The 513-nt window shown below is 45.8% G+C and carries 1 rRNA gene; it reads left to right on the plus strand.

From position 1 onward, the window contains the following. Positions 1-513: ribosomal RNA gene (locus tag BTO11_RS16390) — 23S ribosomal RNA — on the plus strand; the annotation flags it as partial.

Raw genomic sequence — 513 nt, forward strand, 5'->3', positions numbered from 1 at the left:
TAAGTGAATAAGCGTATACGGTGGATGCCTTGGCAATTGGAGGCGATGAAAGACGTGTTAATCTGCGATAAGTCTGGTTAAGGTGATAAAAACCGTTATAGACCAGAATTTCTGAATGGGGAAACCCACTGCATTTTGTGCAGTATCGCATAGTGAATACATAGCTATGCGAAGCAAACCCGGAGAACTGAAACATCTAAGTACCCGGAGGAAAAGAAATCAACCGAGATTTCCTGAGTAGCGGCGAGCGAAAGGGAAACAGCCGATTCAGTATGATGTAGTGGAAGGTTCTGGAAAGTTCCGCAATAAAGGGTGATAGCCCCGTACACGAAGCAGCATATTGGACACATTAAGTAGGTCGGAGCACGAGAAACTTTGACTGAAGATAGGGGGACCATCCTCTAAGGCTAAATACTCCCAATTGACCGATAGTGAACCAGTACCGTGAGGGAAAGGCGAAAAGAACCCCTGTGAGGGGAGTGAAATAGAACCTGAAACCGTATACGTACAAGC

The sequence above is a fragment of the Psychrosphaera saromensis genome (genome assembly GCF_002954545.1).
In the GTDB taxonomy this organism is placed as follows: domain Bacteria; phylum Pseudomonadota; class Gammaproteobacteria; order Enterobacterales; family Alteromonadaceae; genus Psychrosphaera; species Psychrosphaera saromensis.